Genomic DNA, 22,184 nt, shown 5'->3' on the forward strand with positions numbered 1-22,184 from the left:
TTAAAAAAAGACCCGTCGCATTAGTGTGGCGGGTTTTAGTATTTAAGGATTATTTTTTCTTTTTCTATATTTTCGATAACAAGGTTATCTCCAGAGCCTTTTCTATCGATTACTAAAAAGTTCATATCTTCTGTGGCTATTAGAGGAAAATGCCAAGTACCCGGATTGTAATTAACACCTATTTCTGGAGGAACAATAAAAGCTTCAATTTTATTAAGATCAGGTTTATCACCGCCCGGTGCAACAAGTACTAAAAAAGTAGTTTGTTTCATTGGTATAAAGGCTTGACTTCCCAAAGGATGCTTTTCCATCATATCAATTTTCATTGGAAAAGATCTCTTTAGAGTTGAAAAAATACTAATAGTAGTTTCCCCATTATCTTTTGAGGTATCTAAGTTAGCTATTCCGTCAAATCTTTTGGCATAACCTTCGTTAATTTCAATAGGCTTAATATCAGCCGTTGTAATCATATCTCCAAATTTAGAGAAGTTTTCTTTTGTAATAGGTATGGGGTTAATTGTAATTTCCATTAAATCGCCTTACCAAAAATTTTAAATCTAGAAATTCCACCATCTGGAAAAATATTTATTTTAATAAAATTAATTTTATCATTTTTCATTAATTTATTAATAAATTTATGAGTTTTATTTGCAGATAAATTAGTCTTGCTCAATAAAAATTTCCATTTATTTGAGCTTTTAACAATAGCAGAAGAAGATTTTTTGCCTGGTATATAGGTGGCTTGCAAAGAACAATGACTTGGATAATTACCTTTAAAGTGATGAGTTGATATTTCAATTTTATCAATTTTATCACCTTTAATAGAGTTTAATATTAACCAATCAAAACCCTTGTCTCTTCTTCTTCTTGTTTCCCATCCGTCACCCATATTCTTGGCTTTCCCTGGCGCTAAAATATTTTCAGCTTTTCCAAAATGCTCATTGTTACAAGCTATAACAGATGCACCATTTAATAATGATGTTAAATTAATTTTTTTATTTTTAAGGTTATTATTTTCTTTAGATATATTTCCATAAAGCCTCAACCTTGCAACACCACCATCTGGAAATATATTTAATTTAATATGTGTGAAAATAGATTTAGAAGAAGACTTAAATATATGGTGACTGTTTGCTCTTGTTTTTTTTTTACCAATGAAGGTTTTCCATTTAAAGTTTTTAATACTATTTGATTTTGAGTAACAACCTTCCAATGAAATCATAGATGGTTGATTTCCATTAAAATGTGAAGTGTCAACATCTACTTTGTTAATGGACCCTGGTTTACCAAGTTTAATGATTAAAGAATCATATCCCGATGTTCTTTTCCTTCTAGACTCCCATCCATCCATCCATTTACCGTTTTTATCAAATAACCCCTCTTTAAATACTGCGGGTAGTGGATCAATAATTCTATTTGCAGAAGCAAAAAAATCATCTGTCTTAAATATAACTTTAGAACCCAATCTAGGTTGAGCTAAATCAATAAGACCATTTGTGAAGATAATATTTTTTGACATCAGTTAGAATAGTTTTTCATCCAATGTTTGGCTATATCAATTCTTTTGCATAACCACACATCCTCATGTTTCAGCACATAATCTAAAAATTTTTTTAAAGATTGAATTCTCCCAGGTTTTCCAATTAATCTACAATGTAATCCTACAGACATCATTTTAGGGCTTGTTTTCCCCTCTTCATACAAAGTATCAAAGCTGTCTTTAAGATATGTAAAAAAATGATCACCTGTATTGAAGCCTTGATTGGTAGTAAATCTCATATCGTTATTATCAAGTGTATAAGGAATGATTAACTGACTTTTTTTATTTCTAGTTTCCCAATAAGGCAAATCATCACTATATGAGTCACTGTCATATAAAAAACCACCATCTTCCATAACTAAGTCTCTAGTGTTAGGACTGCATCTACCAGTATACCACCCATTTGGTCTTACACCAAATATTTTTTTATGAGTTTGTATGGCAAGTTTCATGTGTTCTTTTTCTTCAGATTTTTTAATGTTTTGATAATCAATCCATCTCCATCCATGGGATGCTACTTCGTAACCCGCTTCTTTTATAGCTTTACATATTTCGGGGTTTTTATCTAAAGCCATACCTACTCCAAAAACTGTTATTGGAATTTTCTTTTCTTGGAATAATTTATGTAATCTCCAGAAGCCAGCTCTTGATCCATATTCATAAAGGGACTCCATATTTACATGTCTCCCTTTTATAGGTTTAGCACCTATAATTTCCGATAGAAAAATTTCTGAATTTTTATCACCGTTTAAAACGCAACTTTCTGCTCCTTCTTCATAATTTAAAACTATTTGAACAGCTATACGAGCGTTATTAGGCCACACAACTTTTAACCCTTTAGCACCATAGCCAATAATGTCTCGAATATTTTTTTTAGGCATAAAAAATCATAAGTTAATTTTAGAGTGTTAACAATTTATTAATTTGAAATAGATTCTCCCTTAATACCATCAAGTAGGCTTAAACATTTTTTAAGCTCATCGAGAATTATAAATTCATCAATTTTATGAGCTTGCTCAATAGAGCCAGGACCACAAACAACAGTGCTTATTCCTATTTCTTGAAACAATCCTGCTTCAGTTCCAAAAGAAACTACCTCTCTTGTGTTGTCACCAGTTAGATTTGAAATAAGTTCACAAGCATTAGATTTTTTATCTCTGTCAAACCCTGTAACTTCTCCAATAATTTTTTTTGTAATGGAAGAGTTTGGAAAAACTTTTTTCATTTCAGGTAAAAGTACTTCATTTGAATATTTGTCTAATTCTGTGTTTAAGAACACACCATCTTCTTTAACAACTGGTCTTGTTTCCCAGTTAACATAACATTTATCTGCAATTACATTGTGTGCTATACCACCAAAAATTCCACCAATTGAAAGAGTAGAGTGTGGCGGGTCAAAAATTGAATCTTTTGGAGATCTCTCTTTAAGTTTTTCTCTTAGTTCAATTAATTTATTTATATATCTAGAGGCATACTCAACAGCACTAACACCTTTATGTGGAGCCGAACTATGTCCAGCTAAACCTTCAAAGTAAGTTGTGTATTCATAGCATCCTTTATGTGCATCTATGATTTTCATATTTGTTGGTTCACCTATAATACAAATTCCATTTTTGACTCCTCTTTTTTTTAATTCTTCGATTAGAATTGGAGCTCCTATACACGCAGTTTCTTCATCAAAGGTATAAGAAAAATGAATGTCCCTGTCTAAATTTGCTTTTGAATAAATTGGTGCAAATGCAAGTGTACAAGCAATGAACCCCTTCATATCACAAGCACCTCTACCAAAAAGTTTATCATTTTTTATCGTTGCTACAAATGGATCTGTGCTCCATCCTTTTGAAACTGGAACTACATCTGTATGGCCAGATAAAATTATTGGTTTTTTATCACTAGGGTGTTTGGCTTTTAATGTTGCAAAAAGATTAACTCTTTTTTTTTCATTATCAAAAGTCTTAAATGACGTTGCGCCTATTTTTTTTAAAATTTCATCACAGTAGTTAATTAATGAGTTGTTATCTTCTCCAGATATTGTTTTAAAAGCTATTAAATCAGTTAAAATTTTAACTGAGTTATCAAATAACTGATCTGAAGTATTTTCTGTACTCATAAATAAGTTCTATTATATATTAAATATATGAAAGAACAAATAACCTATGATGTATTTGATAAAGTAGATATTAGAGTAGGCACTGTAGTTTCTGTAAAAAAAAATGAAAAAGCTAGAAAACCATCTTTAGTTATTGAGGTCGATTTTGGCAAAGAGATTGGAATCAAACAATCTTCTGCACAAATAACTCATTATTATAATGAAGAAAATTTAAGAGGAAAACAGGTTATTGGTATTTGTAATTTTCCTGAAAAAAATATTGCAGGCGTTGTTTCACAAGTTTTAATCTTAGGATCGATCGATAAAGAAGGAAAAGTTATATTAGTTAATCCATCTCAAGATTCTGAAAACGGTCTTCCTATAGCCTAATCCTGATGCATCCAGAGTTATTTTTATTAATTGGGATTTCTTGTTCTCTAGGTTATACGCCTGGACCAAATAATGCTGTAGCTTCTTTTTCAGGTTTTAATTTTGGTATCAAAAAAACAATACCGTCAATTTTAGGAGTCTGGCTGGGTTATACAACCTTAGTAATCTTGATCAACTTTGTATTGATATCAACTTTTATAAAATACCCACTAATACAAGAGGTAATTAGATTGCTAGGAACTTTTTTTCTACTGTATTTAGCTTACAAAATTTCATTTTCATCATTATCCAAAGAAAACAAAAAAATTAATCCTGTAAAATTTATTGATACTTTTATATTTCAATTTCTGAACCCCAAAGGTGTAATGGCAGCAATCACTCTAATTTCAAAATTTGTAATAGAAGATGATTATTTAAATAGCTCTATAACAGTTATAGTGGTTTGTTCGTTAACAGCCCTTACAAGCATTACTACATGGGCTTTTTTTGGTAAATTTTTAAGGAATTTTGCTACAAATAATAATTTTATTAAACGATTTAATTATGCTATGTCATTGCTACTTATCGTTTGTATAATAGGATTCTATATCTAAAACTAAATGAAACCAGGAAATAAAAATTCTTATAACTCTTTAAAAACTATTAATATCAATAATAGTGGATATAAATATTACTCTTTAGATGAAGCAGAAAAAAATGGTCTAGATGGAATTTCAAAACTTCCAAAGTCACTTAAAGTTTTATTAGAAAATTTATTAAGATATGAAGATGAGTTGTCTGTTACCAAAAGTCAAATAGAGGCAATTAAAGAATGGTTAAAGACAAAAAAGTCATCAACTGAAATAGCTTACAGACCAGCTAGAGTTTTGTTACAAGATTATACCGGAATTCCAGCGGTTGCTGACCTTGCGGCTATGAGAGAGGCTGTTAAAGAAAAAAATAAAAACCCAAATACTATTAATCCACTATCTGCAGTTGACCTTGTTATTGATCACTCTGTACAGGTAGATAAATCAGCAAATGCAGACTCATTTGAAAAAAATGTAGATATTGAATTTAAAAGAAATGCGGAAAGATACTCTTTTTTAAAATGGGGCCAACAGGCATTTAATAATTTTAGAATAGTGCCTCCTGGGACAGGAATTTGTCATCAAGTTAATTTAGAATATCTATCAAAAGTCGTTTGGTCCGAAAAGTTTAGAGATGAAGACTATCTGTTTCCCGATACATTAGTTGGTACCGACAGTCATACTACTATGGTTAATGGATTATCTGTTCTTGGTTGGGGTGTAGGTGGAATTGAAGCTGAAGCTGGAATGTTAGGTCAGCCAATTTCAATGCTAATACCCGAAGTGATTGGGTTTGAGGTAACCAACAAAATGCCAGAAGGTACAACTGCCACAGACTTAGTCCTAACTGTTGTAAAAATGTTAAGAGACAAAGATGTTGTTGGAAAATTTGTTGAATTTTATGGTAATGGTTTAAAAAATTTAACATTAGCTGATAGGGCAACTATTGCAAACATGGCCCCAGAGTATGGAGCTACATGTGGTTTTTTCCCAATTGATGATGAGACATTAAAATATTTAAGATTTTCTGGAAGAGATGAGAATACAGTTAACATAGTAGAAAAGTATGCAAAAGAACAAGGGTTATGGGCCAGCGATGGAATTGAGTTTACTGATACATTATCTTTAGATATGTCAACAATTGTACCAACAATTTCTGGACCTAAGAGACCTCAGGACAAAGTTTTATTAACTGATGCTTCTACTGGATTTAAAAAAGTTCTTGAAGATGCAACTGAAAGAAAAGAAAAAAGTATCTCAAAAGTTTCTGGAACAGATTATGAAATTAAAGATGGTTCAATATTAATTGCTGCAATTACTTCATGCACAAATACATCTAATCCAAATGTTTTGATCGGTGCGGGCTTATTAGCTAAAAAAGCTGTAGAACTTGGCTTAGAAACTAAGCCTTGGGTAAAAACATCACTAGCACCGGGGTCTCAAGTTGTAACTGATTACTTAGCTAAAGCTGGATTAAACGTATTTTTAGATAAACTAGGTTTTAATTTAGTAGGATATGGCTGCACAACTTGTATAGGAAATTCAGGACCATTACCTGAAGAAATCGTTGAGGCAATTGAAAAAGAGAATATATATACTGTATCAGTATTATCTGGTAATAGAAATTTTGAGGGAAGAATATCACCACATATCAAGGCTAATTATTTAGCATCACCCCCACTTGTCGTAGCCTATGCTCTTGCTGGGCATATGGAATTTGATTTATATAAAGAACCCCTGGGAAAAAGCAAAGAAGGTAAAGACATTTTTTTAAAAGATATTTGGCCGTCAAATAAAGAGATAGAAGATACCTTAAGAGAATCTTTGAATGCAGAAATGTTTATTAAAAGATATTCAAATGTTTCGGAAGGACCTAAACAATGGCAAGAAATAAAAACCGAAAATACAAGCATCTATAACTGGGATTCTGGATCAACTTATGTGAAGAAGCCACCTTTTTTTGAAAATTTATCTGATAAACCTGAGGGTTTTAAATCTATTAAAGATGCGAGACCTCTATTAATCTTAGGTGATATGGTAACAACAGATCATATTTCCCCAGCGGGTAATATCCAAAAAGAGAGTCCAACAGGTGAGTATTTCACGGAACATCAAATACTTCCAAAAGATTACAATTCTTATGGATCTAGAAGGGGGAACCATGAAGTTATGATGAGAGGAACATTTGCAAATATTAGAATAAAAAATGAAATGGCCCCAGGAACAGAAGGTGGTTTTACTAAATTATATCCTGAAGAAAAAGTAATGACCGTTTATAATGCCGTAGAAGAATACAAAAAAAGAGGAACCGATTTAGCAATAATTGGTGGAAAGGAATACGGTACAGGATCATCTAGAGATTGGGCTGCCAAAGGAACTAAATTATTAGGTATAAAAGTTGTAATAGCTGAAAGTTTTGAAAGAATTCATAGATCAAATTTAATTGGTATGGGTATATTACCACTTCAATTCACTGAGGGAAATAATAGAACTAATCTCAATTTAATTGGTTCAGAGTTAATTACGATTATTGATATTCAGGAAGGTGTTAACCCATCAGACCGTGTACAAGTTGAGATAAAATATGCATCTGGAGATATTAAGAAAATCAAAACTCTTTGCAGGATTGATACCAAGAATGAATTAGAATATTATAAAAATGGTGGTATTCTTCAGTATGTACTAAGGAATATGATTTAACTATGGATGAAGAGGTTACAATTATAGATTCAAATACAAGAAATGAAAAAATTAAAAATTTTTTCATTAATAACAAGAAAAATATAATATTAGGGTTTTCAATTATACTTATTGCAATCATTGGGCTTCTTGCAATGAAAGAAATAAAAGAGAGAAATAAAATAAAATTAGCAAATCAATTTAACATAACAACAATAAATTTTAAGACTGAAGATAAGCAAACCACAATCAATCAATTAATTAAATTGATTAATGAAAATGATGTGACTTATTCACCATTAGCTTTGTATTTTTTAATCGACAATAATTTGATAGATAATAAAAATGAAATTAATAGTTTATTTGATGAGTTAATAAATAAAACAAACCTAGATGAAGAAATTAAAAATTTAATTATATATAAAAAAGCACTATTTAATTCTAACCATTCCTCTGAAAATGATTTATTGCAAATACTTAACCCAATAATTAATTCTGAAAGTATATGGAAGTCACATTCTTTATATCTAATGGCAGAATATTTTTATTCAAAAAATCAAAAAAAAAAAGCTAAAGAATTTTTCAATCAAATTTTACTAATACCTAATGCTAACAAAGGCATAATGGTAGAAACACAAAAGAGACTAAATAGAGACTTTGGTGAATAAATTATCATTATTAATTTTAATTTTATTATTTGTAAATAACTGCTCGATAAACAAAAAAAAAGTTTTTTTTGGAAAGGATAAACCTAATTTAGAAAAAACTCAAAATATTAAAACAGTTTTAACAAAACAGGTTAAAGAAGAGCAAGAGCTTAACCCAACTTTAGAAATTAAAATTTCAGATGGAAAATTTAACAAAAACTATAATAATAATCAAAATAATATTGGTGAGCTCTTTTATGAGGGTGGTTTAGAAAAAATAGGAAAATATAATTTTTCTAAATTTGATAATTTTCAACATATTGATGTACAGCCAGTTTTTTATAATGAAAATATTATTTTCTCTGACAATAAGGGGGCAATTATACTTTATGATCAAAATCAAAAAATAATATGGAAAAAAAATTTTTATAGTAAAAGAGAAAAAAAACTTAAGCCGAGGTTAAATTTTGCTATCCATAAAAACATATTAATAGTCACTGACAATATTGCAAAATATTATGCATTAAACATTGAAACAGGTGATATGATTTGGTCAAAAAACAATACCGTACCTTTTAACTCAGAAATTAAAATAAAAGACAGTTTTTTTTATGCAGTTGATTATAAAAATATTTTAAGATCTATATCAATTAAAGATGGTTTAGAGTCATGGAATTTGAAAACCGAAGAGTCGTTAACAAAGTCAAATACAAAAATATCCATTGTAATTAAAAATCAAAATATTTATTTTAATAATTCAATTGGAGATATTACGGCTGTTAACTTAAAATCTGGTCAATTAGTTTGGCAATTGCCTACTCAAAATAATAATATAAGTAAAAATGCCTTCCAATTATCCAGTTCTAGGTTGGTGATAAATGAAGATTCAATTTTATTTTCAAATAATAAAAGTGAATTTTATTCAATAGATATAACCACTGGATTGATTAATTGGAAAAATGAAATTAATTCCGATCTTAAGCCTGTTGTTATTGGTAAACTTATAATAACTATATCTGAAAAAGGATATTTATATATAATCGATAAAAAATCAGGAAACATAATAAGAATTAATGATTTATTTAAGAATTATAAAGATAAAAAAAGAAGCCAAATAAAACCTACTGGTTTTTTTGTAGCTTTGAATAAAATATATTTAACTAATAGTGACGGAAAATTAATTATTGTAAATAGTAATGATGGTAACATCTTGAATGTAGTAAAAATTTCAGGTGGTAAAATTTTACAACCATTTATAAGTGAAAATAATCTTTTTTTAATAAGCAATGGTTCTATTATTAAATTTAATTAATAATGTTTCTTAAGTTACTTGATAAATTAGGAAGAAAAAAAATTGTTTTAGATCGAGGACCTACCCATCCCAAATTTAATGAAGCTAAACCCTGGATGAATAGATATTATGTCTTATTAAGACATAGGCCAAAATGGTTTCCATTTAATATTTTATTACACGAAATGTTAGCTGACGATCATGGGGAAGGAGTTCACAATCATACATTTCCTTATATAACAGTGATATTAAGAGGGGGTTATTGGGAAACACTAAATACTGGAAGATTTTGGAGATCGCCTGGATATATTGGTTTCAGGTCAGCAAATAATTTGCACAGAGTTGATCTTAAACCAGAAACAAGACCACTTACTTTGTTTATATCTGGCCCCTTTGGATTAAGAAAAGGCCCTAGATCAGAATATGGTATAGATTTTAAAACAAAAAAATGAATTTAAATAAATTATTTCTTAGTTATTGTAAAATTAACAATTTAGAAATTAATCCCAATCAATTAGATTCAATAGAAGAATTGAATTTATTCTACAATCAAAACTTTAATAAATCACTTTTAAAAAAAATATTTACTAAACAAAATTCTAAAACAGGGTTTTATTTACAAGGTGATGTGGGTGTAGGTAAAACCATGATATTAAATTTTTTTTATAATAATTTTGATAAAACTAAGCGAAGATTTCATTTTAATGAGTTTATGATTAGTTTTCATGACTTTGTATTTAAAAATAAAGAAAATACACAAGAAAATATTATAGATAAATTTGTCAAAAAACTAAAAAGTAAATCTAAATTAATTTATTTTGATGAGTTTCAGGTTACGAACATCGTAGATGCCATGATTTTAGGTAGCTTATTCAAAAAAATATTTAACGAGAATATAAAAGTTTTATTTTCATCAAATACTAAAATAAATGATCTTTATAAAGATGGATTACAAAGAGATCAATTTCTTCCCTTTATTAAAATAATGAAGGAAAGATCCAATCAGGCAAAATTGATTATCCAAGATGATTATAGAAAGTCTTTAAAAAATAGAAATGAAAGATATTTTTATCCATTAAATGAGTCAACAAATTTTAAACTTAATAAATTTTTTAGAAAAATAACTAAAAATCTTACTAATAAAGAAATGATCTTAAGTATTAAAGGTAGAAAGCTTACTATCAAGAATTACTTTGATGGAATAGCACGTTTTGATTTTAAAGAATTATGTTCTAAAAATATTGGAGCAGAGGATTATATAAAAATAGCTGAAGTGTGTACTTTTATTGTTATAGAAAATATTCCTATCTTTAATAGTGATAATTCTAATCAACAACAAAGATTTATTACATTAATTGATATTCTTTATGAAAAAAATATACCATTAATGATATCGTCTCAACTAAAATTAGATTTATTAAGTTCCTCTGAGGATTTAAAAAAAATATTTAAAAGAACTATTAGTAGATTATATGAATTAACATCCATCAAATATAAGAAGCTATGAGACAAGAATTTTTTAATTTAGAGTTGGATACAAATGGACAGAGGCTGTATGAATTTACAAGCCAGACAAACAAATGGCTCAATGATAATGAGTTTAATAACGGAATTATCAATATAAGCATTCAACACACTAGTGCTTCATTAATAATTCAAGAGAATGCTGACCCAGATGTTCAAACTGACCTAATAAATTTTTTTAATAAGCTCGTGCCAATGGATAATTCCCTTTATATTCATACAGCTGAGGGAAAAGATGACATGCCTGCACACATTAAGTCCGCGTTAACTAATAATCAAATCTCTTTGAGCGTTAAAAATAATGAGTTATTACTTGGAACTTGGCAGGGGCTATATCTTTTTGAGCATAGAATTGAGAAGCAAAATAGATTGATTGTTCTTCATTACTTAGGTTTAGCTTTTCTTAATTGTTTTAAAAGCTTCTAATGCAGCATTTCTTGCTTCAGCGTGGTCTACAATTGGTTTTGGATAGTCGACACCCACAATAACTTTAATCTGCTCTTGGTATTTGCTTTCTAGTTCCCATGGTTTATATAAAAATTTATTAGGCATATTTTTAAGCTCTGGAACCCATTTCTTTGTATAAATTCCATCTTTGTCAAATTTTTCACCCTGAAGAATAGGGTTAAATATTCTGAAATAAGGAGCTGCATCAGCACCACAGCCTGCAACCCATTGCCATTGGGCAACATTACTAGCTTCATTATAATCAACCAAACAATTTTTAAAATGTTTTTCTCCCTCGTCCCAATGAATTCTTAAATGCTTTACAAGAAATGAAGCAACAATCATTCGTACCCTATTGTGCATCCATCCTGTTTCGTAGAGTTCCCTCATCCCAGCATCAACAATGGGATATCCTGTCATGCCTTTTTTCCAAGCTTTAAGAAACTTCTCATTTTTAACCCAAGGAAAATTATCAAAATCTTTTCTAAGATTGCCTTTCAACATTTGAGGAAAGTAATTAATTAAGCTATGTGAAAACTCTCTCCATCCTAATTCATTAATATACTTTCTATATCCTATTTTTTTAATTTTAATGTCTTGGCATTTCTTCCAAATTGTTTTCACATGTATTTGGCCAAATTTTAAGAAAGGAGATAACTTGGAAGTTCCATTAACACCCGGAATATCTCGTGCTTCCCCATAGCCCTCAATTTTATTATTTATTAATTCTTGTAAATATTTTTTAGCTTCTTGTTCAGATGGTATCCAATATTTCTCAAACTTCTTATGCCAATCTTTTTTAGGTAAAATTTCTTTTATAGAAATTGATTTTTTAAATATGCTTATTTTTTTTATTTTTGATTTAACTTTTATAAATTTAGAAGGTGATTTTGAGATATAAAGTTGCTCAGTTTTTTTCCAAAAAGGAGTGAATACTTTATAAGGTGTACCATCATCTTTAGTCATTTCCTGAAATTCTACAAGAATATTTCCTTTAAAATATTTATATCGAACTTCATTTTTAATGAATTGATCTCTTATTTTTTTACCTTTATTAATTACATCCGGTTCATATACTTTACTCCAATAAACAGTAACATCATCCTTCTTTTTTAAATTTGATAATATCTCTAGTTCATCACCTAATTGAACTTCCAATGTAATATTTAACTTTTTTAGATCTTGATTAAAATTTTCTAGAGCTTTAGAGATCCACCATTTTTGAGCTTCTCTCTTTTTATCAAAATTTTTTGGGTTATAAATATAAAGAGCACTTACAAACTCATGATTTTGAGTTGCAATAGCTAAGGCTTCATTATCTTCAATTCTAAAATCTTCTCTTATCCAAACAACAGCTTTTTTTGTCATATTTACTTAGATTTTTTGTAATCCATCGCTTAGTAGTTTTTGGTACATTGCATTATCAGTTAAACCCTCACAACCAAATAAAAGTACATTTGATTTTTCATTTAACTCTAACTTATCTAAGTATTCTTTATTGTTAAATGAGCCTATTAACGCAATTATACCTGGGACAGCACATTCACCAGCTATTATTTTTTCATCAGATAAATGTTTTTCTGCTAGCAGTGCAACAGTAGTTGAGATTGCTTCATCAGGTACAGTTAAACAGTAGTTAGTAGAATTTTTTAAAATTTCCCAGGCAATACTTGAAACATCTCCACAAGACATTCCGCCCATTATTGTTTCTTTTTTTATATCAACAGTTGTAGGTTTATTATTCTTAATGCTTTGAAACACACAGTCAGCATTTTCTGGCTCAACAGTAATAAACTTTGGGATATTTTTAGATAATTTCGCAAAGCCAGCGATCATTGCTGCTGCCATTCCTCCAACACCTGCTTGAAGAAATACGTGTGTTATTGAATTTGAGTTTATTTCATCTAAAATTTCTTTAACCATTATTGTGTACCCAGCCATAATCAATTTTGGTACTTCTTTGTAACCTTCCCAAGACACATCTTGTACAATTTCCCAATTATTTGCATTAGATTGTTTGATGCATTCCTTTAATGAATTGTTGTAATTCCCTTTAACTCTAATAACCTCAGCATCCAGATTGCGCATAGCTTCAGCTCTAGACTCACTAACAAATTCACTTATAAATATTTTACATTTTAAACCTAGTCTTTGTGCACCCCAAGCAACTGATCTTCCATGATTTCCTGCCGTAGCTGTCGAAACTGTTATGTTCTTTTTTTCACTTGCAATTTTGTAAACAGCAAAGGCTCCACCTAACGCTTTAAATGACTTAAGTTCAAATCTTTTATCTTCATCCTTGTAGTAAATATTTTTGAATTTTAATTCATTGTTTAATTTGTTTAATTTAATCAGTGGAGTAGGAGCGTAATTATCCCAACTAGATATGGCCAATATCGCTTCATCTATAAATTTTTCTGGTAATTGAGTGAGTATATTTTTTTTATTAAAGTTATACTCTTTATTTTTTAAAAAAGATGTAATGGACCAAAGGTCTTTCTGAAGGATTGATTTCATTTTTATTAACAATCAAGAGTGCTATTTTTTTCCCAGTGAGTTACTGAGTTTTTTTTATCAAATTTTTCATTTTTATTAAAATCTTTAATTTCCATATTTTTTAATTTTATATAACTTGTAATAACATCTTCGCCAAAAGCTTCTTTAAGTTCTTTGCTATTTTGAAGAAACTCTAGAGCATCTTCTATTTGATTTGGTAATTTTTTCAAGTAGGGATAGTTTTTGTAATCTGTGTACATATTACAAGACAAAGGCTTACCAGGATCAACTTTATTATTTAAACCATGTAGACCAGCAGCAATTACACCCGCTTGAAGTAAATATGGATTAGATGAACCGTCCATTAACCTTAATTCAAATCTACCAGCATCTGGAACTCTAATCATATGGGTTCTATTATTTCCAGTGTAGGAGATGCTACTTGGTGACCATGTAGCACCAGATTTTGTTGGAGGTGCATTTATTCGTCTGTAACTGTTTACTGTAGGATTAAAAAATGCTGAAAGTGGTTGAGCTAACTGCATTACACCGCCTAAAAAATTGTAGGCAAGTCTTGATATACCTAGTTTATCATTCTCATCTAAAAATTTATTTTTCCCTTTATGCCAAAGTGAAATATGAGCATGACAACCATTCCCGGTTAAATTACTGAAAGGCTTTGGCATAAACGTTGCTCTAAGACCGTGTTTTTCAGCTAAAGATTTTACCATATACTTAAAGAAGACATGTCTGTCTGCTGTAATCAAACAATCATCATAATTCCAATTCATTTCAAATTGCCCATTAGCATCCTCATGATCATTTTGATATGGACGCCATCCCATCTCAATCATACCGTCACAAATTTCTTTTATTAAATCATACCTACGCATTAATGCTGATTGATCATAACAAGGTTTTGATTGAGTATCTTTTGTATCAGCGATACTTGAGCCATCTTGAGAAATTAAGAAATACTCACATTCCACTCCTGACTTCATCTGCAAGTTTTTCTTATCTAATTTTTTTATTTGTTCTTTAAGCATAACTCTTGGGGAGGCTTTTACTGGTTGTCCACCCATCCATAAATCAGATCCTAGCCAACCAACTTCTTTATTCCAAGGTAATTGAATTAAGCTATCGGGATCTGGTAAAGCAAACATATCAGTATCAGCTGGTGACATATCAAGCCAAGTTGCAAAACCAGCAAAACCAGCACCATTTTTTTGCATCTCTCCAATTGCTTCTGCTGGAACTAGTTTTGATCTTAGGATACCAAATAAATCTACAAAGCTAATTAGGAAATATTTAATTTTTTTGGCTTTGGCAATTTTAGATAAACTTTTTACCATCATTTAAAAAATGAAAAAACTGTTTCTTTATAATAGATTAAATTAACACCAATAATTATTATTATAGCAGCAATAACTCCATATTTTGCTTTAGGGAATACCACGCCTTGCATTTTGCTCGGTCTTTGATTTTCGTTATTATTTTCCATATTTATAAAATTCTAAAAAAAAGGGCACCACAATAAAGTAGCGCCCAAATTTTAGTTTATATTACCAATTGGTATTATTACTATTATGATCATTTGCACCATGCCTTTTCCTAGCTAATCTTGAAAGTTTTTCACTTTCAGATTTGTAAGTAATCACATGCCAGCCAATCCAAAAAACTATACCAATAATAACTAGTAAAGTTTCACTAGATCCAGCTCCCGGATACACTGCTCCGACAACTTCTTTAGCACTTAAATGATCTATCCAGTTTGTAACTGTAGCCATATTCTTCCTCCTTTACCTAGTTGAAGAGGCGACTGCTTTTTCAGCATCTCTATCATCCTCCATTATTTCATAGTCCAGTCCAGCTATTTCTACTTCACGTGGGATTCTCAATTTACCCATTCCGTTTAGTATTTTAGCTATGACATAGCCTGGTAGCATTCCAAGAACTCCGAACATTATAATTGCTCCTAGAAATTGCCCTAGTGGATTGATAGATGCATAAGTTGATCCGTCCCACATAGCTCCAACACTGTATCCAGATGAAGGATAGCCATTTAAAACAAATCCACAAATTACAAGTCCAGCAAAGCCAGCATAACCATGTACTGCAACGGCACCAACTGCATCATCGATTTTGAACTTACGTTCAACCCAAAAATGCATTTTATATGCAATGACAACTCCGATAGCACCAATCAACATTGCTTGTATTGGGTGATACAAGTCATTACCTGCTGATGCACAGATGATTCCCGCTAGTCCACTTGAGTAAGTCCAAAAAGGATCACCTTTGGCGACCACGTATCCGGCCAATAATCCACCTGATAATGACATCAAGAAGTTAAAGGTTATACCACTGAGTGTAGTGGGGGTTACATATATATTTGTTGCTGTCCAGTATGTTACACCTTCCATTCCATACTCAGGTCCAAGATCAAATATCGGTATATTACATGCCGCATAAAATCCCCAGAAGCCAGTATAGATTAAAAATAACCCAACTGTAACTAGCCATGGGTTTCTTGGTCCTATATTCCTTGGCTCACCACTTGATGAGAATTTTCCAATTCTAGGTCCTAAAACAATTAGAACACCTAAAGCAAATCCACCCGCAATCGCGTGAATTACTCCTGATGCATAAGCATCATGATATCCTAAAATTTTAAGCATCCATCCATCAAAGTGCCATCCCCAAGCAGCATCAATTACCCAGAAAAACGAACCTATTGCAATTGCTAAAATTCCAAATGCAAAAGTTGTAATTCTTTCAATGAGTGCTCCAGAAACAATTGAAGCAGCTGTCCATGAAAATAGTAAGAACGCAGCCCAGAATACTCCACTTATACGATCACCTAAATTAATCGCCATAAATTCAGTATTTGCCAAATACCATCTTGCACTAAAAGTACTCTCATCAGTAATTAATGCAGAGCTACCATTCATTATTGAAGGTGCTATTCCAGGTCCTGTTGGGAATGCCCAGTAAATCCACCAACCAAAGAAAAACCACGTGACCGTTACTAACGGTATTACTAGAGTATTTTTCATTAAGGTGTGTTGGTGATGTTTATAACGTGATACTCCGACCTCATAAACACAGAACCCAACGTGAATTAAAAACATCATTACTACCGTTACCCAATAGTAAAATTCTGTGAATATAGTTGTAAGAGCACCTAATTGATCAGTCATAATCTCTCCCTATATTTGTTTAAGAAAGCTTATGAAATTTGAAGGGGTGTGACAAACTAAACAATACTTAAAAAACCTAGTAATTATGCTAAGTTTTAAAGAAACAATCAACCCTTGATTGATAGACTAAAATTTAAGGTATGCTTTTTTTAAATCAACAAGAGGGTGTTTTGGAGACATTTGAAATTTAACTAAAAGCTCTCTTGCAATCATATCTCGATCTTGTTGATTGTTTGGCAATTTAATTGATTTTGGAATAGTAACCCAACCATTAGCATTTCTGCAAAATACAGCAGGCCTATCTTCTTCGTATCCCATATGAACATCTTCTAACCAATTAAGATCATCCCATCCCATCGCTTCAATGTATTTTTTTAAGAAAGGAGTAATTTTTTTATAATCAGGCAGTAAGTTAACATCATATCTATAACCAATATGTTGTCCGATCATTTTTTCTCTAGCAGTTTCTTTAGATTTACCACCTAGTTTTATTTCTTTTTCTTTTTTTACTTTTTTTTTTGTTTTTGTTTTTTTCTTAACCATAATTACTCCTTATATTTTGTGAAAGTTATCAACACCAACAGTGTAGTTAGTTCCTGTTAAAGGAACTTTAGCTAATGCTGAAGCTTCCATCGTTAGAGCGGCTAAATCTTCTGGCTCTAAAGAGTGAATGTTAGTTTTACCACAAGCTCTTGCTAAAAGTTGAGCTTCTAATGTCATTGCATGTAAGTAGTTATAAACTCTTAAAGCTGCATCATCAGGGTTTAATCTAGATCTTAATTTAGGATCTTGTGTTGCAACACCCACTGGACAACGGCCAGTATGGCAGTGATAACAGTCACCAGCTTTAACGCCCATTTCTTTTTCAAAGTTTGCCTCTGGTATATCCTTGTTACAATTTAAAGCTATTAAAGCTCCAGTTCCAATTGCTATTGCATCAGCTCCTAATGCTAAAGCTTTCGCCATGTCAGCACCATCTCTAATACCGCCAGCATAAATTAAAGTAACTTTTCCAGTTTTACCCACATCATCAATAGCTCTTCTTGCCTCTCTTATTGCGGCAATTCCTGGAATACCAGTATTTGCAGCAGCTATGTGAGGTCCGGCTCCAGTTGAACCTTCCATTCCATCTAAAAAGATAGAGTCAGGATCACATTTTGCAGCCATACGAACATCGTCATAAACTTTTGAAGCACCTAATTTTAATTGAATGGGTACTTTGTTTTTAGTTAATTGTCTTAGCTCTTGAACTTTTAAAGCCAAATCATCTGGGCCTAACCAATCAGGATGTCTTGCTGGAGATCTTTGATCAATACCAGAAGGTAAAGATCTCATTTCTGCAACTTGATCTGTAACTTTTTGACCCATTAAGTGACCACCCATTCCAACTTTTTGTCCTTGACCAATAAATACTTCTATTGCATCTGCAAGTTGAGCATGATGTGGATTAAAACCATATCTTGATTGAATACATTGGTAATACCATTTTTCAGAATATCTTCTTTCATCGGGTATCATTCCACCCTCACCTGAACAAGTAGCACTTCCAGCCATCGTTGCTCCTCGTGCTAAAGCAGTTTTTGCTTCATAAGAAAGTGCTCCAAAACTCATACCTGTAATATAAACTGGTATATCTAGCTCAATAGGGTTCTCACAATTAGGGCCAATAATAGTTTTTGTTTCACATTTTTCTCTATAGCCCTCAATTACAAACCTAGTAAGAGTTCCTGGTAAAAATACCAGGTCATCAAATGTTGGAATCTTCTTCATTAATGCCATTCCCCGCATTCGGTATCTTCCTAGCTGAGCTTTAATATGAATGTCGTCTATAACCTCAGGAGTAAAAATTGCATTATGTCCTAGTAAACTTTTATTTCTGCCCCCATCTTCATTTATATGAACATCAGCTTTTCCACCAACACTTCCATTAGTTTTTTTTAATTTTTTACTATTTTTTTTAACTTTCTTTTTAGCCATTAGATAGCTCCTTTCTTTTCATGAGGTTCTAGATTGTCATAGTTCCAAAGTTTTTTACCAGATACTATTTTTGTCATTTTACTAACGTCAAATTTTTCTCCAATTTCTGCAACTTTTAATTTTCTCTTTAACCAATCCTGATCACTAACAGTTAGATCGGCAGGCACAGCATCACTTCCAAATGATCCTATTTTTCCACCAATAAAGATTGTGCCATCATACATAGAGTCTCCTAAGTTTATCCCAACATCTCCTAAGATAATAATTCTTCCTCTTTGCATCATAAAACCTGTAAATGCACCAGCGTCACCACCAACAATGATAGTTCCACCCTTCATGTCTATACCTGTTCTTGCGCCAACACTTCCTTTGCAAATTAAATCACCACCTCTTATGGCAGCACCAAAGCAAGACCCTGCATTTTTTTCTATAACAACTTTTCCAGCCATTAAGTTTTCAGCACAAGACCAACCAACTCTTCCATTAATTCTAACAGTAGGTCCATCACAAGACCCCATACCAAAGTAACCTAAGCTTCCTTCAAAAATTAAGTTCAGTTTATTCAAAATACCAACACCTAAACTATGTTTTCCTTGAGGATTTTTAATAACAATTGTTCCAAAACCTTGGCTCATTAAGTTATCAATTTCTTTATTAGCCTCAGGAGCTGTCATTTCTTTAACATCAAGATCAGTTCTTTTATTGAAATCAACATCGTAAGTACCAAAATAGTAAAAACTTTCAGCCTCGGAAGGGTTAAAGAACTTTTGTTGTGTTCTACCTGTAAGCACTTCAGAGTGCATACCCATTGATTGAGACTTTGATTTTTTGTCTGTTGTTTTTAGATTTGCCATACTTTTACCTCTCCATCATATGGATCATATGTATCAATTTCTTGAGGAAGAATTGCTCTAATTGCAATTTCTTCAGATCCCATTGCTATTAAATTATCAGACTCGTATAGCACCAATGGTTTTGCAGCCATAGTATCTTTTGCCATTCCTAATGAATCCTTTGTCGCAACAAAGTAAGTAAATACCCCATCAAGACCAATTAAAGAATCTTTCATACCCTCTTCAAGGGTTGCGCCATCTCTCAATTTTTTTGCAAGATATACTGCGATCAACTCTGAATCACATTCAGACATAAATCTCATACCTTCATTTTCTAAAAGTCTTCTGTTATTCCAATAATTTGTTAATTGACCATTGTGAACTACAGATACATCGCTAAACGGGTATCCCCAAAAAGGATGGGCTGACTTAATATCCACTCCAGATTCAGTCGCCATTCTTGCATGACCAATTGCATGAGTGCCCACAATCTTATCTAAATTGTATCTATCACAAACATCTTTAGCGTTACCCAAATCTTTAATAACTTCTAAAGATTTTCCCATTGAAAGAATTTCAACTCCAGGAACACTCTCAATTTTTCTAGAAAACTCCCTTAGGTCTTTTTCATCATAACTGACCTCATATCTTAAAGAGTAGGGAAGTATTCTTTCTTCTTTAATAATTTTTGCACCCATACCTAAAATATATGACTTAACTATTTTAATTCTTTCATCGTAAACAGAAGTCTCTTCACTCACTGAAGAACTACCTTCACCAACATTTTCCCCAACTTTAAAACGCATAATGAAATTTTTTCCATCTGTATCTCCATAAAGAGCATAACCAGTAGAATCCTCTCCTCTATGTTTTAATGCTTGAAGCATTCCTTGCAATTGAGTTCCAATGTTTACAGATTTATCTTTATAAATTAATCCTGCTATTCCACACATATATTTCCCCTATTTTTATTAAAGACTTACGGTAGGCAGTCCAGATACGTATCTAGATCCCACTGTGTTGTTGCACCTAAAAATTTTTCCCATTCATCATTTTTATACCAATGGAAAACTTTATACATTTCATCTGGCATAGCTGATTTTATAACCTCATCTTCTGCTAAACGATTTAAAGCCTCACCAAGGCTCATTGGTAATTTTTTAACAATTTTTCCAGCAGCTTGAGCTTCATACATACTTCTAGACTCAGGTTCCCCTGGGTCAATATTATTTGTTATTCCATCATCAAAACATTTTAATAATCCAGAACCCATTAAATATGGATTATGCATTGAATCGACTGAACGATATTCAAACCTTCCTGGCGCAGATACTCTTAATCCACAAGTTCTATTTTGAAATCCCCAGTCAGCATAAACAGGAGCCCAAAAACCAGTATCCCATAATCTTCTATATGAGTTTACTGTAGAAGAGCCAATCGCTGTTAAGGCACCCAAATGTTTCATTACACCACCAATAGCTTTTAAACCAATTTTACCTGGTAATTGAATATCTTTAGTATCTGGCATAAAGGTATTTGTCCCACCTTCAACGTAAGTAAATACTTCATCCATCCCCGGCAGAGATTTATGAGATAGTTTATTAACCACATCTTTTCCACCTGTCCATAAAGACATATTGGTATGACAACCACTTGCAGAAACACCCATAAATGGTTTCGTCATAAAGCAAGCTATTAAATTAAACTCTCTAGCAACTTGTGCACATATTTGTCTGTAAGTTGATAGTCTATCTGCATTTCTTAAAACATCATCATACATCCAGTTTAATTCTAATTGACCTGGTGCATCTTCATGATCACCTTGAATCATATCAAAACCCATTGCTCTGGCGTATTTAAAAACTTGCATGAAAACTGGTCTTAGTGATTCAAATTGATCTATATGATAGCAATAAGGTTTAGAAAAACCCTTGCCAGTAGGTGAACCATCTTCATTTTTAGTTAACCACATCATTTCTGGCTCTGTTCCAACTCTTAATTGGTAGCCATGTTTTTTTTTAAATTCTTCAGCATGTATTCTTAAATTTCCACGACAGTCAGAAGTTAAATGTGCACCTGGGTTTTCTCTTTCCTCTCTATTTCTAAAGCAAGTAACAAATACTCTTGCAACTTTTTTATCCCAAGGAAGTTGACAAAAGGTTTCAGGGTCAGGTATACCAACCAGCTCTTTTGCTTCTGGTCCATAACCAATATAATCTCCATGACGATCAACAAATAAGTTTGCTGTTGCACCGTAAACTAATTGAAAGCCTTTTTCGCAAGTTCTTTCCCAATGATCAGTAGGAATACCTTTTCCAACAACTCTTCCAGTTACAGAAATAAATTGAAAATAAATATACTCAACACCTAGCTCGTTAATTTTGGCTCTCACTTGTTTCACTAGCTTGTCTCTACCAGGTTGTGCAACGTGCTTGTCTAAATCGGTCATTATCTCTCCCTCTAATGAATTTTTAATATTTTAAACCGTAACTGAAAAATTTA

General features: G+C 31.6%; 23 protein-coding genes. 8 read left to right on the forward strand and 15 right to left on the reverse strand.

Translation table 11 applies throughout. From position 1 onward, the window contains the following. Positions 1 to 35 precede the first annotated feature (35 nt). The 4 genes from ABXT65_RS01385 to argE are packed head-to-tail and all read right to left on the reverse strand — an operon-like array spanning position 36 to position 3,650. Complete coding sequence (locus ABXT65_RS01385; RefSeq protein ID WP_415323714.1) at positions 36 to 530, reverse strand: ureidoglycolate lyase; 495 nt, start codon at positions 528 to 530, stop codon at positions 36 to 38. Then, positions 530 to 1,519 (reverse strand): allantoicase, encoded by a 990-nt coding sequence (alc, locus tag ABXT65_RS01390; protein ID WP_415323715.1) that lies wholly within the window; start codon positions 1,517 to 1,519, stop codon positions 530 to 532. The genes ABXT65_RS01385 and alc overlap by 1 nt, the downstream gene beginning before the upstream one ends. Then, a complete protein-coding gene (gene puuE, locus ABXT65_RS01395) occupies positions 1,519 to 2,421 on the reverse strand; it encodes an allantoinase PuuE (protein ID WP_415323716.1) in 903 nt (300 codons plus the stop codon). Before puuE ends, alc begins: the two co-directional genes overlap by 1 nt. Before the next feature lie 38 nt (positions 2,422 to 2,459). Further along, positions 2,460 to 3,650: an acetylornithine deacetylase gene (gene argE, locus ABXT65_RS01400; protein ID WP_415323717.1), complete on the reverse strand. Its 1,191-nt coding sequence runs from the start codon at positions 3,648 to 3,650 to the stop codon at positions 2,460 to 2,462. A 27-nt stretch (positions 3,651 to 3,677) separates the two neighbouring features. Between argE and ABXT65_RS01405 the strand changes: the two genes are divergently transcribed. Genes ABXT65_RS01405 through ABXT65_RS01440 form a run of 8 tightly spaced genes read left to right on the forward strand, consistent with a single transcriptional unit; the run spans position 3,678 to position 11,155 of the window. Then, the gene (locus tag ABXT65_RS01405; protein WP_415323718.1) at positions 3,678 to 4,019 is read left to right on the forward strand and encodes a tRNA-binding protein; all 342 of its coding nucleotides are present in this window, start codon (positions 3,678 to 3,680) and stop codon (positions 4,017 to 4,019) included. Positions 4,020 to 4,024: 5 nt separating this feature from the next. Further along, entirely contained in the window at positions 4,025 to 4,612 is a 588-nt protein-coding gene (locus ABXT65_RS01410; protein ID WP_415323719.1) for a LysE family translocator, read from the forward strand. A gap of 6 nt (positions 4,613 to 4,618) precedes the next feature. Then, complete coding sequence (acnA, locus tag ABXT65_RS01415; protein WP_415323720.1) at positions 4,619 to 7,288, forward strand: aconitate hydratase AcnA; 2,670 nt, start codon at positions 4,619 to 4,621, stop codon at positions 7,286 to 7,288. Between the two features lie 2 nt (positions 7,289 to 7,290). Next, entirely contained in the window at positions 7,291 to 7,935 is a 645-nt protein-coding gene (locus ABXT65_RS01420) for a hypothetical protein (RefSeq protein WP_415323721.1), read from the forward strand. Beyond that, positions 7,928 to 9,226 (forward strand): PQQ-binding-like beta-propeller repeat protein, encoded by a 1,299-nt coding sequence (locus ABXT65_RS01425; RefSeq protein ID WP_415323722.1) that lies wholly within the window; start codon positions 7,928 to 7,930, stop codon positions 9,224 to 9,226. Before ABXT65_RS01420 ends, ABXT65_RS01425 begins: the two co-directional genes overlap by 8 nt. Positions 9,227 to 9,228: 2 nt before the next feature. Further along, positions 9,229 to 9,657 (forward strand): hypothetical protein, encoded by a 429-nt coding sequence (locus ABXT65_RS01430; protein WP_415323723.1) that lies wholly within the window; start codon positions 9,229 to 9,231, stop codon positions 9,655 to 9,657. Continuing rightward, positions 9,654 to 10,712: a cell division protein ZapE gene (gene zapE / locus ABXT65_RS01435; protein ID WP_415323724.1), complete on the forward strand. Its 1,059-nt coding sequence runs from the start codon at positions 9,654 to 9,656 to the stop codon at positions 10,710 to 10,712. The genes ABXT65_RS01430 and zapE overlap by 4 nt, the downstream gene beginning before the upstream one ends. Next, positions 10,709 to 11,155 (forward strand): secondary thiamine-phosphate synthase enzyme YjbQ, encoded by a 447-nt coding sequence (locus ABXT65_RS01440; protein ID WP_415323725.1) that lies wholly within the window; start codon positions 10,709 to 10,711, stop codon positions 11,153 to 11,155. Before zapE ends, ABXT65_RS01440 begins: the two co-directional genes overlap by 4 nt. Here the strand turns inward: ABXT65_RS01440 and ABXT65_RS01445 are convergent. The 11 genes from ABXT65_RS01445 to ABXT65_RS01495 form a co-directional block, all read right to left on the reverse strand. Continuing rightward, a complete protein-coding gene (locus ABXT65_RS01445; protein ID WP_415323726.1) occupies positions 11,123 to 12,544 on the reverse strand; it encodes a cryptochrome/photolyase family protein in 1,422 nt (473 codons plus the stop codon). The genes ABXT65_RS01440 and ABXT65_RS01445 overlap by 33 nt on opposite strands. Before the next feature lie 6 nt (positions 12,545 to 12,550). Beyond that, complete coding sequence (locus ABXT65_RS01450; protein WP_415323727.1) at positions 12,551 to 13,693, reverse strand: diaminopropionate ammonia-lyase; 1,143 nt, start codon at positions 13,691 to 13,693, stop codon at positions 12,551 to 12,553. Between the two features lie 5 nt (positions 13,694 to 13,698). After that, positions 13,699 to 15,024 carry a type III glutamate--ammonia ligase gene (gene glnT, locus ABXT65_RS01455; RefSeq protein WP_415324196.1) on the reverse strand — a complete coding sequence of 442 codons (1,326 nt, stop codon included), beginning with the start codon at positions 15,022 to 15,024 and terminating at the stop codon, positions 13,699 to 13,701. Next, positions 15,024 to 15,173, reverse strand: a complete 150-nt coding sequence (locus tag ABXT65_RS01460) for a hypothetical protein (protein WP_415323728.1) — start codon at positions 15,171 to 15,173, stop codon at positions 15,024 to 15,026. The genes glnT and ABXT65_RS01460 overlap by 1 nt, the downstream gene beginning before the upstream one ends. Before the next feature lie 61 nt (positions 15,174 to 15,234). After that, positions 15,235 to 15,459: a hypothetical protein gene (locus tag ABXT65_RS01465; protein WP_415323729.1), complete on the reverse strand. Its 225-nt coding sequence runs from the start codon at positions 15,457 to 15,459 to the stop codon at positions 15,235 to 15,237. 12 nt (positions 15,460 to 15,471) lie between these two features. Beyond that, the gene (locus tag ABXT65_RS01470) at positions 15,472 to 16,872 is read right to left on the reverse strand and encodes an ammonium transporter (RefSeq protein WP_415323730.1); all 1,401 of its coding nucleotides are present in this window, start codon (positions 16,870 to 16,872) and stop codon (positions 15,472 to 15,474) included. 126 nt (positions 16,873 to 16,998) lie between these two features. Then, positions 16,999 to 17,415 carry a hypothetical protein gene (locus ABXT65_RS01475; RefSeq protein ID WP_415323731.1) on the reverse strand — a complete coding sequence of 139 codons (417 nt, stop codon included), beginning with the start codon at positions 17,413 to 17,415 and terminating at the stop codon, positions 16,999 to 17,001. A gap of 9 nt (positions 17,416 to 17,424) precedes the next feature. Continuing rightward, positions 17,425 to 18,849: an FMN-binding glutamate synthase family protein gene (locus ABXT65_RS01480; protein WP_415323732.1), complete on the reverse strand. Its 1,425-nt coding sequence runs from the start codon at positions 18,847 to 18,849 to the stop codon at positions 17,425 to 17,427. Beyond that, entirely contained in the window at positions 18,849 to 19,703 is an 855-nt protein-coding gene (locus ABXT65_RS01485; protein ID WP_415323733.1) for a GXGXG motif-containing protein, read from the reverse strand. Before ABXT65_RS01485 ends, ABXT65_RS01480 begins: the two co-directional genes overlap by 1 nt. Continuing rightward, the gene (locus ABXT65_RS01490; protein ID WP_415323734.1) at positions 19,691 to 20,635 is read right to left on the reverse strand and encodes a glutamine amidotransferase; all 945 of its coding nucleotides are present in this window, start codon (positions 20,633 to 20,635) and stop codon (positions 19,691 to 19,693) included. The genes ABXT65_RS01485 and ABXT65_RS01490 overlap by 13 nt, the downstream gene beginning before the upstream one ends. 26 nt (positions 20,636 to 20,661) lie before the next feature. Next, on the reverse strand, positions 20,662 to 22,131 hold the full coding sequence (locus tag ABXT65_RS01495) for a glutamine synthetase family protein (protein WP_415323735.1): 1,470 nt from the start codon (positions 22,129 to 22,131) through the stop codon (positions 20,662 to 20,664). Positions 22,132 to 22,184 lie beyond the last annotated feature (53 nt).

Origin of the sequence: Candidatus Pelagibacter sp. Uisw_127 (genome assembly GCF_047722515.1) — a bacterium.
GTDB lineage: Bacteria > Pseudomonadota > Alphaproteobacteria > Pelagibacterales > Pelagibacteraceae > Pelagibacter.

Bases quoted from the DNA above. Each gene is read 5' to 3' on its own strand.
- ABXT65_RS01385 (WP_415323714.1), bottom strand. From the start codon at position 530: ATGGAAATTACAATTAACCCCATACCTATTACAAAAGAAAACTTCTCT.
- alc (WP_415323715.1), bottom strand. From the start codon at position 1,519: ATGTCAAAAAATATTATCTTCACAAATGGTCTTATTGATTTAGCTCAA.
- puuE (WP_415323716.1), bottom strand. From the start codon at position 2,421: ATGCCTAAAAAAAATATTCGAGACATTATTGGCTATGGTGCTAAAGGG.
- argE (WP_415323717.1), bottom strand. From the start codon at position 3,650: ATGAGTACAGAAAATACTTCAGATCAGTTATTTGATAACTCAGTTAAA.
- ABXT65_RS01405 (WP_415323718.1), top strand. From the start codon at position 3,678: ATGAAAGAACAAATAACCTATGATGTATTTGATAAAGTAGATATTAGA.
- ABXT65_RS01410 (WP_415323719.1), top strand. From the start codon at position 4,025: ATGCATCCAGAGTTATTTTTATTAATTGGGATTTCTTGTTCTCTAGGT.
- acnA (WP_415323720.1), top strand. From the start codon at position 4,619: ATGAAACCAGGAAATAAAAATTCTTATAACTCTTTAAAAACTATTAAT.
- ABXT65_RS01420 (WP_415323721.1), top strand. From the start codon at position 7,291: ATGGATGAAGAGGTTACAATTATAGATTCAAATACAAGAAATGAAAAA.
- ABXT65_RS01430 (WP_415323723.1), top strand. From the start codon at position 9,229: ATGTTTCTTAAGTTACTTGATAAATTAGGAAGAAAAAAAATTGTTTTA.
- zapE (WP_415323724.1), top strand. From the start codon at position 9,654: ATGAATTTAAATAAATTATTTCTTAGTTATTGTAAAATTAACAATTTA.
- ABXT65_RS01440 (WP_415323725.1), top strand. From the start codon at position 10,709: ATGAGACAAGAATTTTTTAATTTAGAGTTGGATACAAATGGACAGAGG.
- ABXT65_RS01445 (WP_415323726.1), bottom strand. From the start codon at position 12,544: ATGACAAAAAAAGCTGTTGTTTGGATAAGAGAAGATTTTAGAATTGAA.
- ABXT65_RS01450 (WP_415323727.1), bottom strand. From the start codon at position 13,693: ATGAAATCAATCCTTCAGAAAGACCTTTGGTCCATTACATCTTTTTTA.
- glnT (WP_415324196.1), bottom strand. From the start codon at position 15,024: ATGGTAAAAAGTTTATCTAAAATTGCCAAAGCCAAAAAAATTAAATAT.
- ABXT65_RS01460 (WP_415323728.1), bottom strand. From the start codon at position 15,173: ATGGAAAATAATAACGAAAATCAAAGACCGAGCAAAATGCAAGGCGTG.
- ABXT65_RS01465 (WP_415323729.1), bottom strand. From the start codon at position 15,459: ATGGCTACAGTTACAAACTGGATAGATCATTTAAGTGCTAAAGAAGTT.
- ABXT65_RS01470 (WP_415323730.1), bottom strand. From the start codon at position 16,872: ATGACTGATCAATTAGGTGCTCTTACAACTATATTCACAGAATTTTAC.
- ABXT65_RS01475 (WP_415323731.1), bottom strand. From the start codon at position 17,415: ATGGTTAAGAAAAAAACAAAAACAAAAAAAAAAGTAAAAAAAGAAAAA.
- ABXT65_RS01480 (WP_415323732.1), bottom strand. From the start codon at position 18,849: ATGGCTAAAAAGAAAGTTAAAAAAAATAGTAAAAAATTAAAAAAAACT.
- ABXT65_RS01485 (WP_415323733.1), bottom strand. From the start codon at position 19,703: ATGGCAAATCTAAAAACAACAGACAAAAAATCAAAGTCTCAATCAATG.
- ABXT65_RS01490 (WP_415323734.1), bottom strand. From the start codon at position 20,635: ATGTGTGGAATAGCAGGATTAATTTATAAAGATAAATCTGTAAACATT.
- ABXT65_RS01495 (WP_415323735.1), bottom strand. From the start codon at position 22,131: ATGACCGATTTAGACAAGCACGTTGCACAACCTGGTAGAGACAAGCTA.